Source organism: uncultured Clostridium sp., from assembly GCF_947072515.1.
GTDB lineage: Bacteria > Bacillota > Clostridia > Clostridiales > Clostridiaceae > Clostridium.
Window position 1 is genome coordinate 12,152 of sequence record NZ_CAMTIG010000027.1, and the last position, 12,817, is coordinate 24,968.

General features: G+C 29.0%; 13 protein-coding genes, 1 tRNA gene and 1 riboswitch. Of the genes, 10 read left to right on the forward strand and 4 right to left on the reverse strand.

Annotated elements, in window-relative coordinates:
• Nucleotides 1-29 precede the first annotated feature (29 nt).
• Nucleotides 30-1,259, reverse strand: coding sequence for an MFS transporter (locus Q0W06_RS11170; protein ID WP_297635275.1), 1,230 nt, complete (start codon nt 1,257-1,259; stop codon nt 30-32).
• Nucleotides 1,260-1,463: 204 nt separating this feature from the next.
• Between Q0W06_RS11170 and hcp the strand changes: the two genes are divergently transcribed.
• The 6 genes from hcp (at nt 1,464) to Q0W06_RS11200 (ending at nt 5,929) form a co-directional block, all read left to right on the forward strand.
• Nucleotides 1,464-3,110 (forward strand): hydroxylamine reductase, encoded by a 1,647-nt coding sequence (gene hcp, locus Q0W06_RS11175; protein WP_297635278.1) that lies wholly within the window; start codon nt 1,464-1,466, stop codon nt 3,108-3,110.
• 189 nt (nt 3,111-3,299) lie between these two features.
• Nucleotides 3,300-3,653: a hypothetical protein gene (locus Q0W06_RS11180; protein WP_297635281.1), complete on the forward strand. Its 354-nt coding sequence runs from the start codon at nt 3,300-3,302 to the stop codon at nt 3,651-3,653.
• An 80-nt stretch (nt 3,654-3,733) separates the two neighbouring features.
• Nucleotides 3,734-3,794, forward strand: a riboswitch (Fluoride riboswitch).
• A gap of 71 nt (nt 3,795-3,865) precedes the next feature.
• Nucleotides 3,866-4,252, forward strand: a complete 387-nt coding sequence (gene crcB / locus Q0W06_RS11185) for a fluoride efflux transporter CrcB (protein ID WP_297635284.1) — start codon at nt 3,866-3,868, stop codon at nt 4,250-4,252.
• A 25-nt stretch (nt 4,253-4,277) separates the two neighbouring features.
• Complete coding sequence (locus Q0W06_RS11190; protein ID WP_297635287.1) at nt 4,278-4,607, forward strand: DUF190 domain-containing protein; 330 nt, start codon at nt 4,278-4,280, stop codon at nt 4,605-4,607.
• A 156-nt stretch (nt 4,608-4,763) separates the two neighbouring features.
• Nucleotides 4,764-5,150, forward strand: coding sequence for a fluoride efflux transporter CrcB (gene crcB / locus Q0W06_RS11195; RefSeq protein ID WP_297635291.1), 387 nt, complete (start codon nt 4,764-4,766; stop codon nt 5,148-5,150).
• Nucleotides 5,151-5,419: 269 nt separating this feature from the next.
• A complete protein-coding gene (locus Q0W06_RS11200) occupies nt 5,420-5,929 on the forward strand; it encodes a QueT transporter family protein (RefSeq protein WP_297635293.1) in 510 nt (169 codons plus the stop codon).
• Nucleotides 5,930-5,966: 37 nt separating this feature from the next.
• On the opposite strand, the gene msrA is transcribed toward Q0W06_RS11200, so the two are convergent.
• The 3 genes from msrA to Q0W06_RS11215 all read right to left on the reverse strand — a co-directional run bounded on the left by msrA (nt 5,967) and on the right by Q0W06_RS11215 (nt 8,424).
• Nucleotides 5,967-6,434, reverse strand: a complete 468-nt coding sequence (gene msrA, locus Q0W06_RS11205) for a peptide-methionine (S)-S-oxide reductase MsrA (RefSeq protein WP_297635295.1) — start codon at nt 6,432-6,434, stop codon at nt 5,967-5,969.
• A 223-nt stretch (nt 6,435-6,657) separates the two neighbouring features.
• On the reverse strand, nt 6,658-7,383 hold the full coding sequence (locus tag Q0W06_RS11210; RefSeq protein ID WP_297635361.1) for an ATP-binding protein: 726 nt from the start codon (nt 7,381-7,383) through the stop codon (nt 6,658-6,660).
• A 312-nt stretch (nt 7,384-7,695) separates the two neighbouring features.
• Nucleotides 7,696-8,424, reverse strand: a complete 729-nt coding sequence (locus Q0W06_RS11215) for a lysophospholipid acyltransferase family protein (protein WP_297635297.1) — start codon at nt 8,422-8,424, stop codon at nt 7,696-7,698.
• A gap of 133 nt (nt 8,425-8,557) precedes the next feature.
• On the opposite strand from Q0W06_RS11215, the gene Q0W06_RS11220 reads away from it, so the two are divergent.
• The 4 genes from Q0W06_RS11220 (at nt 8,558) to Q0W06_RS11235 (ending at nt 12,801) form a co-directional block, all read left to right on the forward strand.
• Complete coding sequence (locus tag Q0W06_RS11220) at nt 8,558-9,109, forward strand: hypothetical protein (RefSeq protein WP_297635301.1); 552 nt, start codon at nt 8,558-8,560, stop codon at nt 9,107-9,109.
• Nucleotides 9,110-9,176: 67 nt separating this feature from the next.
• Nucleotides 9,177-11,540 (forward strand): HAD-IC family P-type ATPase, encoded by a 2,364-nt coding sequence (locus Q0W06_RS11225; RefSeq protein ID WP_297635304.1) that lies wholly within the window; start codon nt 9,177-9,179, stop codon nt 11,538-11,540.
• Nucleotides 11,541-11,592: 52 nt separating this feature from the next.
• Nucleotides 11,593-11,667, forward strand: a tRNA-Arg gene (locus Q0W06_RS11230).
• A gap of 144 nt (nt 11,668-11,811) precedes the next feature.
• Nucleotides 11,812-12,801: a hypothetical protein gene (locus tag Q0W06_RS11235; RefSeq protein ID WP_297635306.1), complete on the forward strand. Its 990-nt coding sequence runs from the start codon at nt 11,812-11,814 to the stop codon at nt 12,799-12,801.
• Nucleotides 12,802-12,817 lie beyond the last annotated feature (16 nt).

Consider the following 12,817-nt stretch of genomic DNA (forward strand, 5'->3'; position numbering starts at 1 on the left):
TTGAAGGTGAGTTCTTTTCATTTGAAGATTTATATATCTTTTTTTAGTTCATAACGTCTTAGAAGAGGTATAAACATAGTTGATATTATTACTATTATAAATGTTAAAAACCATACAAAATTATAAGAATTATATTTTAATAAAGCTCCTGTAAGTGTAGGACCGACTATATAACCTAATCCAGAAATAATAGGGATTATTCCACTAAGTCTGCCTCTATGACTTTTAGGTGTACGATTTGCCATATATGTTGGTACATTTGTTGAAAGAATAATTTCTCCAAGGGTTAAGAAGTACATTGCTAAAAAGATAAAAAATAGATTTGAGAATAGCGTAAAGATTATTAATGCTAGTGCATAGAATAGTGCTCCTATAAATATATTTTTTAAGTTTTTAGTTTGACTTAATATTTTTGTTAAGAAAGGTGTAAATAAAACTACAATAATTCCATTGAAACTAGCTATAAAACCATAGTGAGCTGCTCCAAAGGAGCCGTATAGCTTTGTCATTTCTATTGGTAATAAAAATCCCCATTGATCATATCCAAAGTTTAAAAATAACATTATTAAAGAGAGAAAAATTAAGACTTTTCTTTCTAAGAGGATTTTAAAGATACTTCCTTCAGTAGCTTGCTCTAAATGTCTATCAGTATCGGTAACTTTAAGAAGAGAATTATCTTTAGTTTCTTTAATAAATAAGACTATTAAAATTATGCTTATTATAGTGGTAAATGAGTCGAATAAAAATAATAAAAAAATATGATTATTAAGTAAGAATCCACCTAAAATGGGGGCAATAGCGAACCCTAAATTCCAACCGAGATAGTTTAAAGAAGAACAACGTGTCCTGTTTTCTGGTGTTGTTAAATCATAAATCATTGCACTTAAAGCAGGACTTCCTAAGTCTGAAACAAAGCAAGCAGCTGCTAAAATAGCAGTAGTATAAATAGTCATTGGAAATATACCGCAGGAAAAAAATAAGATACAAGCAATTGATTGAGTAATAACAAATAGTTTTTTTCTACCATAAGTATCAGCGAGTTTTCCACCTATCATAGTCGCAGGTAGAGTAATAACACCAATTAAGGTAATTATAAGCCCAGCATATTCTGTAGAAAGTCCTATTTTAACAGTAAGAATAAGAGTTAATAAAGGTCCTATGAAAGCACCTAGAGCATTTATTACTCTACTAATAAAAATAATATAAATTTCTTTCGGGAGACCTTTATATTGATTTATTAGAGAAATGTTTAAATTCATATAATCACTTCCTAAATAGTTTATAAATATTATACTCTTTTAAATAGTGCATTTTAAAAGAAATAAGGTAATTAAAAGAAAGTTAAAAATGTATTTTCATATGTAACTTAAGTTACGGAGTATTAAATAAAGACAAGTTATACTAAGTACATAAGTTAAATAAAAATACAGACGAAAGTTTTAAATAAATGGAGGAATATGAAGATGGGAATGTTTTGTTTTCAATGTCAAGAAACAGCAGGTTGTACAGGGTGTACTGTAAGAGGTGTATGTGGTAAAACTGAAGATGTTGCAAAAATACAAGATTTATTAGTATTTGTAACTAAAGGATTAGCTACAGTAGCTGTAGAAGGAAGAAAAGTGGGAGTAACTAGTAAAATAGTTGATAAGTACATAACAGAAAATTTATTTATAACAATAACTAATGCAAACTTTGATTTTAAAGCTATTGAAGAAAGAGTTAAAGAAACTTTATCTTTAAGAGAAGAATTAAAAGAAGAAGTAGAAGCTAAAGGTGGAAATCCAGTTGGAGAAGACTTAAGAGGATGTGCAACATGGATTGCTGGAACTTCAGATGAGTTCTTAAAGAAAGCAGAAGAAGTTGGAGTTTTATCAACTGAAAATGAAGATATAAGAAGTTTAAGAGAACTTGTAATCTATGGATTAAAAGGTATGTCAGCATATATGAAACATGCTATGAACTTAGGATTTGATGATGATAATATTCATGCATTTATGGCAGAAGCTTTAGTTAAAACTTTAGATGATAGATTAAGTGGTGATGAGTTAACAGCATTAGCTTTAGAAGCTGGTAAATTTGGTGTTGATGGAATGGCTCTTTTAGACAAAGCTAATACAGAAAGCTATGGTCATCCAGAAATAACTACAGTTGATATCGGAGTTAGAAAAAATCCAGGAATATTAATTTCAGGACATGATTTAAAAGACTTAGAAATGTTACTTGAACAAACTCAAGGAACTGGAATAGATGTTTATACTCATGGTGAAATGCTAGCAGGACAATACTACCCAGCATTCAAAAAATATGAAAACTTTGCTGGTAACTACGGAAACGCTTGGTGGTTACAAGATAAAGAATTCACTACATTTAATGGACCAATCTTAATGACTACTAACTGTATTACACCTGTTAAAGATGCTTACAGAGACAGAATATTTACAACTGGAGCAGTTGGATATGAAGGATGTACTCATATAGAAATTAAAGAAGATGGAACTAAAGATTTCTCAGAAATCATCGAATTAGCTAAAAAATGTGAAGCTCCAACAGAAATAGAAAATGGACAAATCGTTGGTGGATTTGCGCATAATCAAGTACTTGCTTTAGCTGATAAAGTTGTAGATGCAGTTAAAACTGGAGCTATAAAAAGATTCTTTGTAATGGCTGGATGTGATGGAAGAGCTAAATCAAGAGATTACTATAAAGAATTTGCTGGACAATTACCTGAAGATACTGTTATATTAACAGCTGGATGTGCTAAATATAAATATAATAAATTAAACCTTGGAGATATCGGTGGAATTCCAAGAGTTCTAGATGCAGGTCAATGTAATGATTCTTATTCATTAGTTGTAATAGCATTAAAATTACAAGAAGTATTTGGATTAGATGACGTAAATGAATTACCAATATCATATAACATAGCTTGGTATGAACAAAAAGCTGTAATAGTATTATTATCATTATTACACTTAGGAGTTAAAAACATTCATTTAGGACCAACATTACCAGCATTCCTTTCACCAAATGTAGCTAAAGTTTTAGTTGAAAACTTTGGAATAGCAGGAATGGGAACAGTTGAAGATGATATGAAATTATTCTTATCATAATTATTAAAGCTCAATTATAAAACTTAAAATATAAAGCTCAATTATTAAAATCAAAACAATTATTTAAAATGCTTAATATGAAATTTTTCATATTAAGCATTTTTATGTTGAAATATTAAGTTAGAAGAATAATGAAAAAAGAGTAGTAGTATTATATAATAAAAGAAAAAGTATAGAGGAGTTGTTATTATGGGTTTTTTTGATAAAGTAAAAGATCTTGCAGAGGATGCAGGGAAAAATGTTGCGTCAACATCAAAGACATTAACGGCAAAAGCGGATTCAAAAATAAAAATAGCTAATTTGAAAAAAGAGATAGAAGAGGCAAGGGTAAAGATAAGAAAGGTCAATGAAAAAGTTGGAAAAGCTTTTTTAGATGAATATAAAAATCAAATTCCAATGGAAGATGGATTTGTAATTGATGCAGTAAATGAGATCAATTTAAATGAAGAAATTATAGCTAATACTAAAATAAAGATAGAAGAAGAAGAGAATGCGCTAGAAGAAAAACTTAGTGATATAGAAAGAGAAAAATATGAAGATTAACATAAAAATGGTAATAAATTATTAACTCTTTATTCATTGAAAAGAGGAGATTTTAATAATATAATAAAGACAAGTAAAACGAAACAATAGGTTATGGAGTTAACCTTTAACCGCGTAAAAGCTAATGACTCCTGTAAGTTTATTTAGGTAACAATAAATTTGCAGGGGTCATTAGTTTTTTAATGGAAAAAATTACATATGAGGTGAAATTTATGCAAAAGGTAACGTTAGTCCTTCTTGTAGGAGCAGGAGGATTTATAGGGGCAGCGCTTAGATACATAATATCTTTAAATGCCACAAAAGCATTTGGAACACATTTTCCTTATGGAACATTAATAGCAAACATATTAGGAGCTATAATAATTGGATTTGTAATGAAATTAAGTTTAGATTCAGCAATGGTGTCTCCAAACATGAGATTATTCTTAACAACAGGAATGATGGGAGGTTTAACAACATTCTCAACATTCTCATATGAAACTATTGGGCTTTTAAGCAGTGGTGAACTTGGAGTTGGAGTTGTTAACATTGGCCTAAATTTAGGTCTTAGTTTAATAGGTGTAGTTGTTGGTATGACAATTGCAAGACTATTAGTATAGAGAATATATTTAAGGAGGAATTGAAATGGAAAGTGTTAATGGTAAACTAGTAAAGATATTTATTGAAGGTAGTGACAAATTTAAACATGAGCCATTATATAAAGCAATTATTGAAAAATTAGAAGAACTAAATATTTCCGGAGCAACAGTGCTTAGAGGAATTGAAGGTTTTGGTACAAGCAAAGAATTACACTTAGATATATTTGAGGTAGCAGCTAGAAAGTTACCAATAGTTATAGAAACATTAGTATTAAGTCAAGAAAAGTTAAATGAACTTATTGAAGGAGTTTCCCCTATGATAAAAACAGGAAAAATTGCAATAACAGACAATGTAACTGTTTTATCATTTAAATAATAAAACATATATATAATTTATTTTTACACTATGAAAAGAGCTTTTATAAGAAACTAATTAGTTTTTTATAAGAGCTCTTTTTGTATAATAAAAATAAGCAGAATTTATAGTATTAGAATTTTTAAAATGAGTAAAATAAAATAGGAGGTGAAAAGTATGCAAAAAATATTATTAGTTATTATAGTAGGGTGTGGAGGCTTTATAGGAGCTTCACTTAGATACATAATTTCATTGGGAGCTACAAAGGGGTTTGGAACACAGTTTCCCTATGGAACGCTTATAGCCAATATATTAGGTGCAGTAATAATTGGGTTTGTTATGCAGTTAAGTTTAGATACTACACTTATATCACCTAATAACAGGTTATTTTTAACAACAGGAATGATGGGAGGGCTTACAACATTTTCAACATTCTCATATGAAACAATAGGACTTTTAAATGGAGGCCAAGTAGGTATAGGGATAGTTAATATTATACTTAATTTAGGATTAAGTTTAATTGGTGTGGTTGTTGGAATGGCATTAGCAAGAATTTTAGTATAGAAATATAATATAAAATTACTTTCTCCTTGATTTTAAAGAGAATTTAAAATAGAATAGACTTTGGAATAAATAGAAGATGGACAGTTCGTAAGCCTCCTGTCGTTAAAAAAAACTAAGGCATATAATTTACAATAATGAAAATTATTATGCGTAGAGTTATTAACTCTGCCTTTTTATTGATTTTTAGACCACAAAATCAATAGATAAGTTAAACTTATCTTTATTTTGGAGGCGTTAGAAAGTTCGATCTCTAATAGGGGGATTTTTTAATGGAAAATTATAATAAGTCAAGAAGGATAGTAATTTCAGCCTTAATAGCAGCTATATATGCATTGGGGACACTTGCATTAGCACCTATAAGCTATGGACCAATACAAGCTAGGATATCAGAAGTAATGGTATTATTAGCTTATTTTGATCCATTTTATATTGTAGGATTAACGGTAGGATGTTTTATTGCTAATATTTTAGGATCGTCTTTCTTAGATGCTATAATTGGATCTTTTGCAACATTAGTAAGTGTTACAATGATTTATTTCACTAGTAAGCTTAATATCCGTAGTGAGAAAATTAAGCTGTTTATAGCTTCATTATGGCCAGTTATATTTAATGGACTTATAATAGGTTGGATGTTAGTTAAGTTTGTATTACCAGCAGGAGAAGGTGGTTCAATCTTAGTTGTTGGGTCTGAAGTAGCTATTGGTGAATTTGCAGTAGTATCTATATTAGGTGTTATATTAGCCTATAAATTAAGAGACAGAATAAGAAAATTATTATAAATTTTTGCAAAAAAAAGACTGCTAACGCAGTCTTTTTTTAATTTAATTCTATATGACAATATCCATCAGGATTCTTTTTTAAATAATGTTGATTATAATCCTCGGCCTTATAATAGTTTATAAGAGGTTTTATTTCAGTAACAATAGGCTTTCTGTAAATTGCCTGTTCATTATCTTTAGTTAGCAGGATAGTGTCTATATCGGATTCTCTTGTGTAATAGATACCTGTACGGTATTGAGTTCCGATGTCGTTTCCTTGTCTGTTTTCAACAGTTGGGTTTATAATTCCCCAAAATTCAATAAGCAGTTCTCTAAGAGAAACTAAAGTCTCATCATAAGTAACCTTGCAAACTTCAACAAATCCACTACCTTCGATAGTTTCATAAGTTGGATTTTCAGTTAATCCATTTGCATAACCTACTTCAGTGGAAGTAACACCGTCTAGTCTAGACATAAATTCCTCTACTCCCCAAAAGCATCCACCAGCTAAAAATATTTCTTTCATAATTTAACTCTCCTATAAATAGATTTATATATTAGTATAAACTAATTATTATATTTATATTTATTTCATTATATTAAAATAAATAATTTACTTCAACGTTATAAATGTTATAAAACTTTTAAATTTTTCTTTTTTTAGATAAGATATTTACAAAAGATGGTCCTAATATAAGGGTATAAGTATTAATAAAAAATAAATATGGAACATAATAGAAAAATAAAATTTACATTTTCTTAACTTTATTCTTATCCCAAATGAAAAGTTGGTCAGAGTTATTTAGACAACCAAAAAGATTTTTCTTAAATCCAGGCATTTGTTTATCAAGTGTACGTATAAGTTCCTTAATATCTTGTCTATTAGTTTTCCCATCAGCAGGACAAGGATTGGTGATAACAGGATAATTATATTCACGTACGGCTCTTTTAGTCATATATTCCTCGATATAAACCATAGGACGGATTAAAGTTAAGTCATACTTATCCATATAACTTTTAGGTGAGAAACAATTGATTCTGCCTTCATAGAACATGGACATAGTAAGAGTTTCAATAGCATCATCTTTATGGTGTCCTAAAGCTACCTTATTACAATTTAACTTCTTAGCAGTATCATTTAATATTCCACGTCTTAAATTTGCACATAGAGAGCAAGGATTCTTTTCATTTCTTATGTCAAAGACAATCTTAGTAATATCAGTTTGAATTTCATGAAATTCTACATTAAGCTCCTTACAAAGAGAGTGAAGAGGTGAATTATCTACATCTCCAGGATTTAAAGTGATAGCAATAAGTTCAAACTTTTCAGGTGAGAACTTTTTATACGAATCAAGAATATGTAAAAGGGTTAAGCTATCTTTCCCACCAGAAAGACCAACAGCAATTTTATCTCCATTCTGGATTAAATCGAAATCGTTGATAGCTTGCCTAGTTTTGCTTAATAATTTTTGCATAAACATAAAAACATCTCCTTTCAAAAAAGATTATGTATATATTTTATAACAAAGATTACTAAACTAGAACTAAAAGAACTGTAAATAATTTTAAAGTAAATATGAAATAAAAAAAGAGAGAAATAGAAGATAAAAATAAAATACGAATAGTTTTTTACAATATGAAAATAAAATACATAAAAGTTAAAAAATAGAATATAAAAAATGTGATGCATTTTGTAGTTGACTTAGACTAACTTTGACCTTTGGTTTAAGAGATAAATTTAGATAAAAATAAAACACGCTGTTAAAAAACATAGTGTTTTACTTAAATTATCTTAAATTTTCTGGTAATTTAGATGTCACTATATTACGTACTGTATTATGTAGGTCAGCAATTTCTTCTTTTGAAAGAAGAGTAACATCTATTGGGTCGTGTAAATATACTTCAACGTCAGATGGAACTATTTTACCACCATTAGCATCTAAAAGTTTGTAAGAACCGTTAACAGTAACAGGTACTATTTTAACTTTTGATTTAAGGGCTAATTTAAAGCTTCCTGCCTTAAATTCTTTAACTGGACCACCTTTACTTCTAGTTCCCTCAGGGAAGATAACCATAGATTGTCCAGCTTTTAGGATTTGAATTCCTTTTACAATTGCTTCTGCTGATTTTCTCATATTAGTTCTATCCATAAAGACACAATGCATTTTTTTCATCCAAAAGCTAAGAATTGGAATATTCTCCATTTCTTTTTTGGCAATAAATCCTTTAGGGCCTTTGATAGCACTCATTAAAAGTGGAATATCAAAGTTGCTTTGGTGGTTTCCAACGTAAAGATAAGTTTCATCGTCATTAAGTTTTTCTTGTCCATATACTTTAACTCGTGCTCCGCTAAGTTTCATCATAAGTTTTGCCCAAGTAGATGATAGGGCGTAAACACTCTTATTAAACTTTTTATCACTTGGTTTAGCATCTGTAAAGCGATATCTAAAAGATGCTATAAAAGATAGTATTAAAGTTAATACTACACAAGGATAAAAGAATATAGTCCTAATCATAAAATTTTCCTCCTATTGAAATTACAAATTAAGCCTAATCAAAAGTATATTATAAAAAAAGGGAAAATTAAAGGGATTAGGGGTTTTAAATTAAAAATAAGTGGGTAAAACATATACAGAAGAGGTGAGAATTTTGAAGAAAAAATATTTTTTTAAATTTATACACATAAGCGCATTAATACTTGGGATAATTTTTTTATATCAAGGAATGAAAGTTTATTCACAGGGAACAGAGATAAACTATAAAAAGATTGTGGATAACAATAACATTAGTGTGCATAACTTTAGAGAGTATATAGAAATTACAGGAAAAGAACGTAAAGGTGTGACAGGATACATAATATATCTAAATAAAAATGAGGATATTGCAAATGGAATGCAGACTTTAGAACGCTTAGCTCAAGATGGATATAACATATATATTATTAAGAATAAAAAGTTTAGTGATTTAGAAAAAATAAAAATAGGTAAAAGTATTGTGGAAAATGCTGAAGAGAATGTAAATTGGGTTATAAACTCTAGGGGAGAAGAAAAGCATATATTTGAGCTGAAAGAATGGATGATAAATAAAGGATATAGAACGGGGATAATAGATAGTTATTTAAATTCATGTGAAGAACTAGAAAAAAATAAAACTTTTGAGGAAATAAATAATGAATTAAATGTTATAAGGAATAAAATTTAAGGATTAATTAAGATTTTATGTGTACAATATAATTAGGAAAACTAAATATTTTGTAAGGAGTTTTAGTATGGAATGTAGGTCTATGGAAGAGGATAGGAATGAAGTCTTTGGATTAACTGATAATGAAGTTAATGAAAGAGTTAAGAGAGGCGAAGTTAATATACTTCAAAAAGCTCCATCAAAGACATTTGCTCAAATAATTAGATCGAATTTCTTTACAATGTTTAATGCTTTAAACTTAGTTTTAGCAGCTGCAGTAATATTTGCAGGATCTCCAAAAAATGCAATATTTGCAGGTGTTATTGTTGTAAATAGTTTAATTGGAGTTATTCAGGAAGTTAAAGCTAAAAGCATAATTGAAAAATTATCTGTAATAAGTGAAGCACATTGTAATGTAATGAGAAATGGCGTTAAAAAATCTATAAGTATAGAGGAAATAGTAAAAGATGATATAGTATTTTTAACGGTAGGAGATCAGATTTTAGCAGATGGTGAGCTTGTAAAAAGTAATGAAATTGAAGTGGATGAATCAATGTTAACAGGTGAAGCAGATCCGATATATAAGAAGTTAAGTGATCATATGCTATCAGGGAGTTTTGTAACTGCTGGAGAAGGATATATGAAGGTAACTAAAGTTGGAGCTAATACCTATTCATCAAAACTTGCAGATGAAGCAAGAAAGTTTAAGATAACAAACTCAGAACTTCAAAATGCAACAAATAAGATATTGAAAATACTATTAGTCATGATAGTTCCTATAGGAATACTTTTAGCTGTAAGTCAGCTAGTTTTTATAAAGAGTGATATTAATACAGCTATATTAGGAACAGTATCAGGGATTATAGGAATGGTTCCAGAAGGATTAGTTCTTTTAACAAGTGCAACATTTATAGTTGCAATCATAAAGTTGTCTCAATACGACACCTTAGTTCAGGAACTTTCAGCAACTGAAGTTTTAGCAAGGGTAGATGTACTTTGTGTAGATAAAACAGGTACAATAACTGAAGGAAAACTTAATTTAGTTGGTGTGGAAGACTTATCTAAAGAATATTCACAAGAAGAAATTGATAGTATACTAGCAACATTAGCTCATGAGTTACCAAGTAAAAACCCAACTCAACAAGCTATATTAGATAAATACAAAGATAAACCAGATGTACAAGTAATAGAGAAAATGCCTTTTTCATCAAAGAGAAAATGGGGTGGACTTATTATAGAAGGAAAAGGAACTTTTATATTAGGAGCGCCAGAGATAGTTATGGGAGAGCATTATTTTGAAATAAAAGAAATGGTAGAAGAAGAAGCTAAAAAGGGAAGAAGAGTTCTTGCTTTAGCTAAAACAGGAATGAAGACAGTTAAAGTAGAAAATTTATTTGATACAAAACCTTTAGCTTTAATATTAATAGAAGATATTATTAGAAAAGAAGCACCAGAAACATTAAAGTATTTTAATGAAGAAGGAGTTGCTGTAAAAGTTATATCTGGAGATAATCCAGTTACTGTTTCAGCAGTAGCACAAAGAGCTGGAGTATTTGAAGCAGAAAAGTATGTAGATGCAAGAGAATTACCAGATAGTGAAGAGGGGCTTAAAGAAGCTATGGAGAAGTATACTGTTTTTGGAAGAGTAACACCTCACCAAAAAAAGGCTTTTGTAAAAGCACTTCAAGCAAAAGGACACACAGTAGCAATGACTGGAGATGGAGTTAATGATGTATTAGCATTAAAAGAAGCTGATTGTGGAATCGCTATGGCAAATGGATCGGATGCGACAAAATCAGTAGCACAATTAGTATTAATGACATCTAATTTTAATGCATTACCAAAAGTAGTGGCAGAGGGAAGACAACAAATAAATAACTTAGAAAGAGTAGCTCAATTGTTTTTATCAAAGACTACTTATTCAATAATTTTAGCTGTAGTATTTTCACTTTTAATGATGCCATTCCCGATAGATCCTATTCAGTTATCGCTTATAGGAAGTTGTGCTATAGGAATACCTGCTTTATTTTTAGCAGTATTACCAAATAAAAATAGAGTTAAGAAAGGTTTCTTAGGTAGAATACTTACGGCAAGTATTCCAAATGGGATTTTAATATCTTTATTTGTAACAGGGACATTTTTAATATCATATCATTCAGGTGTAAGTTTGGAAAAATCACAAACATTAGCAGTATTGATGTTAGCAGGAGTAAGTATAGTAATACTATTTAAGGTATCTTTACCATTAACACCATTTAAAGTAGCTTTAGGGCTTATAATGAGTGGAATAATAGCATTAGCATTTGTAACACCAATAGGAAGAGAAATTTTCTCTTTATCAAAAGTTAATTTACATGAATGGTTGATTTCAGGATTAGCGATATTAGGGTCAATTCCGGTGCTTGCATTGGTTGTAAGTGTGATACGAACTAAAAAAAATATCGAAAAATAATTACAGGAATCATTTGACATAAGGGCAAAGTTATAATAGTATTTTATTATAGGCCCTCATAGTTTAATGGATAGAATAGTCCCCTCCTAAGGGATAGATACAAGTTCGATTCTTGTTGGGGGTGCCATAAAGAGAACTCAATTTTTAAAGATTGAGTTCTTTTTTTATGGAAAATAAATGTCGCAAATAGAAAAGAACTGATGATTTTTATTTTAAGAAATGATATTATTATATTACCAAATAAAATACAAAGTGTAATCGAGGGGAACATATGAAAATAAATGATTATAAGACAGAAGAATTAGTGAAAATATTAAATAAAGGCTTAGCTAAGGGAAAAAGTGGTGTTGCTATATGTAAAGAAATAGGATTAGCTAGGTCAAGTGTTTTAACAAGAATAAAAAGAGATGGATATATTCATGATAAAGAGCAGAATATATATGTAAAAGAGACTGGCGAAGAAGTTGTTGTAAAAAAAGAAGAAAAGAAAAAAACTGCTGCGAAGAAAAATGATTCAAAAAAGGATACAAAGAAAGATACAAAAAAAGCTGTAAAGAAAAAAGAAAAAAATAAAGATGAAATAATTACAGAAAAGAACACAGATAAAGAAACAAAGAAAAAAGAGATAGAGAGAATAGATGCATTAAGTGTAGATAAAGAAGAAAAAGTAGAAGAAAATAATGTGGAAATAAGCATTAGTGCTATAGATATTGATGGGCAAAATACTGAAATTGAAGAAAATTATGAAGGTGAATGGAAAGTTGAAGAAGCTATAGCAAAGCTTAGAAAAGAACTAGAAAATAAGAAGAAAAAAGAAAAAGGTACTGATAATAAAGCTGAAAAAGAAATAAAAATCGAAGAAAAGTTACCGATAATAGAAAAAATAGATGAAAAAGCTACTGAAAAAGAAATTAAAAAAGTAGATGAAAAAGCCAGTAGAAAAGAAGTTGAAAAAAATGTAGCTATAATTGAGGAAAAATCAGAAGAAGTTATTAGTGCAAATGAAATACAATTAGATGAATTTGAAAATTTAAAAATGATGATTAAGGCCCTAGATAAAAGACTAGAAATGGTTGAAAAACAAAAAGGTAGAGCAGATGAAAAAACTGTTTCTATAAAGAACACAAAAGAAACTACAACTAGATCTATAAGATTATATAAAGAGGTTAATGATAAGCTAAATAAATATCTTAAGAAGAATAAAGAAAAGAAAGTTATTGATATAATAAGTTTAGCAATATTGGAATATGTAGAAAAATAAAATACAAAAAGCAACA

Bases quoted from the DNA above. Each gene is read 5' to 3' on its own strand.
- hcp (WP_297635278.1), top strand. From the start codon at position 1,464: ATGGGAATGTTTTGTTTTCAATGTCAAGAAACAGCAGGTTGTACAGGG.
- Q0W06_RS11235 (WP_297635306.1), top strand. From the start codon at position 11,812: ATGAAAATAAATGATTATAAGACAGAAGAATTAGTGAAAATATTAAAT.
- Q0W06_RS11215 (WP_297635297.1), bottom strand. From the start codon at position 8,424: ATGATTAGGACTATATTCTTTTATCCTTGTGTAGTATTAACTTTAATA.
- Q0W06_RS11210 (WP_297635361.1), bottom strand. From the start codon at position 7,383: ATGCAAAAATTATTAAGCAAAACTAGGCAAGCTATCAACGATTTCGAT.
- Q0W06_RS11180 (WP_297635281.1), top strand. From the start codon at position 3,300: ATGGGTTTTTTTGATAAAGTAAAAGATCTTGCAGAGGATGCAGGGAAA.
- Q0W06_RS11190 (WP_297635287.1), top strand. From the start codon at position 4,278: ATGGAAAGTGTTAATGGTAAACTAGTAAAGATATTTATTGAAGGTAGT.
- Q0W06_RS11200 (WP_297635293.1), top strand. From the start codon at position 5,420: ATGGAAAATTATAATAAGTCAAGAAGGATAGTAATTTCAGCCTTAATA.
- Q0W06_RS11170 (WP_297635275.1), bottom strand. From the start codon at position 1,259: ATGAATTTAAACATTTCTCTAATAAATCAATATAAAGGTCTCCCGAAA.
- crcB (WP_297635284.1), top strand. From the start codon at position 3,866: ATGCAAAAGGTAACGTTAGTCCTTCTTGTAGGAGCAGGAGGATTTATA.
- crcB (WP_297635291.1), top strand. From the start codon at position 4,764: ATGCAAAAAATATTATTAGTTATTATAGTAGGGTGTGGAGGCTTTATA.
- msrA (WP_297635295.1), bottom strand. From the start codon at position 6,434: ATGAAAGAAATATTTTTAGCTGGTGGATGCTTTTGGGGAGTAGAGGAA.
- Q0W06_RS11225 (WP_297635304.1), top strand. From the start codon at position 9,177: ATGGAATGTAGGTCTATGGAAGAGGATAGGAATGAAGTCTTTGGATTA.